The sequence below is a fragment of the Petralouisia muris genome (assembly GCF_004793545.1).
GTDB lineage: Bacteria > Bacillota > Clostridia > Lachnospirales > Lachnospiraceae > Petralouisia > Petralouisia muris.
On sequence record NZ_SRYA01000184.1, the window covers coordinates 1 to 2,140 of the forward strand.

At 35.0% G+C, this 2,140-nt stretch carries 1 protein-coding gene and 1 pseudogene; both read right to left on the reverse strand.

Features of this window, described 5'->3' with window-relative positions; genetic code table 11:
* Positions 1-151: 151 nt before the first annotated feature.
* Positions 152-807, reverse strand: a pseudogene (locus E5329_RS32440) (S-adenosylmethionine synthetase N-terminal domain-containing protein); the annotation flags it as partial.
* A 67-nt stretch (positions 808-874) separates the two neighbouring features.
* Complete coding sequence (locus E5329_RS28905; RefSeq protein ID WP_135992549.1) at positions 875-2,059, reverse strand: aminotransferase-like domain-containing protein; 1,185 nt, start codon at positions 2,057-2,059, stop codon at positions 875-877.
* Positions 2,060-2,140 lie beyond the last annotated feature (81 nt).

Genomic DNA, 2,140 nt, shown 5'->3' on the forward strand with positions numbered 1-2,140 from the left:
ACTATCATACAGGTTTGCTCCAGTTTTGTATAGGTACTCGCGTTTTACCGTTTACGTATTGTCGAATCCATTATGCATTATACAAAAAATGGGTGTGTCGAATAATCTGTGATGATTTACACAGTTTATTTTACACACCCGGATTTTAGGATACATATTTCTTGATATCTGCATGGATCTGCTCCTGGGTTACTTTCTCATCATGCTGGGTGGAAAGAACAACTGCCTCCAAACGTAAGGGCTTGCCGTTCTCATCATATTCTACGGATACCTGACTCTTTCCATCGGGTCTTAAATAGGTAAGCGTACCATCCTTGCGAACCTTGGTAAGCTGCAAGGTCAATTTATGTGCAAGAGAAATGGGATAAGGCATAAACTCCTCGGTCTCATTACTTGCATATCCGAACATCATACCCTGATCTCCGACACCAATGGCTTCAATTTGCTCATCGCTCATTTCGCCTTCTTTTGCTTCCAAAGCCTTATCAACGCCCATTGCAATATCAGCAGACTGCTTGTCCAAAGATACCATAACTGCACAAGAATTACCGTCAAAGCCCTTTTCGGACGAATCATATCCGATATCGGTTACGTTTTTCGCACGATTGCAGGAATATCAATGTTCGCTTTGGTGGTAATCTCACCCAGTACCAATACAAATCCGGTATTGGTACAAGTCTCGCATGCAACCCTACTATACAGATCCTGTTCCATTAATGCATCTAATATAGCATCGGATATAGCATCACATATTTTATCTGGATGTCCTTCTGTTACCGATTCAGATGTAAATAATTTCTTTTCCACTTTATTTCTCCTTGTTTATGTCCTATACATATTTTATCAACAATACAAGTCTAAAATATTGTTGATATTATCTTCTAAACGAAGCTATTGCTTCTCCTAACGAGCATATTCCATTTCTAATATCATCCAATTCTGAATTAGTATAATTCAATCTTAAAGTTAAATTCGGATTTTCTTCATTGCCTATATAAAAAGGTGCTCCTGGAACAAATGCAACATTTTTCTTATTAGCAATATCAAAAAGCTTCATAACATCAATATCACTTGGCAATTCCATCCATAAAAACATGCCACCATCTGGTTCCGTATACTTTATATCACTTGGAATATACTCTTTAATCATTTCTATCATGTAATCTCTTCTTACTTTATACTCTTCTCTTATTTTATTAATATGTCGATCTATATCGGAATCCATCAAATATTGATACAATATTCTTTGGCTAAAATAATTAGTGTGTAGATCAGATGCTTGCTTCATAGTAATAATTTTATCTATAATTTCTTTATCTGCACAAACCCATCCCAATCTCATCGCTGGAGCAAATATTTTAGAAAACGACCCAAGCGAGATACATTGCGCCCCTAAAAGTTTCTTCATAGTTACGTGTGGTTTATCATAAAATGTTAGCTCTCCATACGGATTATCATCGATCATAATTGTATTACTTGTTCTTATAATTTCTGACAAAGCTGTTCTATTTTGATTTGAATAACTAATCCCAGTTGGATTATGATAATTAGTTACTGCATAAAATAACTTAGGCTTAAATTCATTTATTTTTTTTTCCAACTCGTGTAAATCAATGCCATCATCTTGTATTCCTACAGTTACAAAATCAGGTTCGTACATAGAAAAACTTTGTATAGCTCCCAAATAGCCCGGACGTTCTAACATAACATTATCTCCCACATCCAAAAAGACTTTTGCAATTAAATCCAATGCCTGTTGAGAGCCATTAGTAATCACTATATTATCAGCTGTAATACCACAATCTGAATAATATCTATTTGCAATATACTCTCTTAACGGAACATAACCTTCAGTTGTACTATATTGTAATACCTTTTCACCTTCAGAAGATAATACTTTATTTGTTGCTTGCATAATATCGTCTACCGGGAAAAAATTAGGATTCGGTAATCCCCCCGCAAATGATATAATCTCTGGTTTCTCAGTTGCCTTTAATATTTCCCTAACAAATGATTTTGGAACTCTATTCACCCTACTTGAATATAAATTTTTTGCCATTAATAAACACCTCTTTCTTAGTTTGTGTGTACTCTCGGAAACTCGAATCCCTTGTTTTATAAGGCTTCAGAAATTTCCGAA

What these genes read in the sequence shown, in the direction of transcription:
- E5329_RS28905 (WP_135992549.1), bottom strand. Translation starts at nt 2,059, where the DNA reads ATGGCAAAAAATTTATATTCAAGTAGGGTGAATAGAGTTCCAAAATCA.